Below are 245 nucleotides of genomic sequence, written 5' to 3' on the forward strand. Positions count from 1 at the left end.
GGCTGCGCTGCCACGTGCGCGGATCGAGGCCGTCGGTCTCCCAGCCGTGCAGCTGGTTCGCGGCGACGTCCGTGCCGGGGATCAGCGTGCGGTATCCGACGATCCCGTGCTCCCCCGGCTCGGTGCCGGTGAGCAGGCTCGTGAGGGCCGCGGCGGTCGTCGACGGGAAGACGGTGCGGGCGACGTCGCGACGCGACCCGGCGGAGCCGAGGAACCGCGCGTGACCGCGGCGCTCGGCGAGATTG

General features: G+C 75.1%; 1 protein-coding gene. It reads right to left on the reverse strand.

Annotation, left to right across the window (positions count from 1 at the left end; all coding sequences use genetic code 11):
• Window positions 1-245: alkaline phosphatase family protein (locus ACZ3HG_RS24570; RefSeq protein ID WP_465335111.1), on the reverse strand; the 245-nt coding region annotated here is incomplete at both ends.

It is taken from the genome of Erwinia sp. PME.40.26/001 (assembly GCF_055556675.1).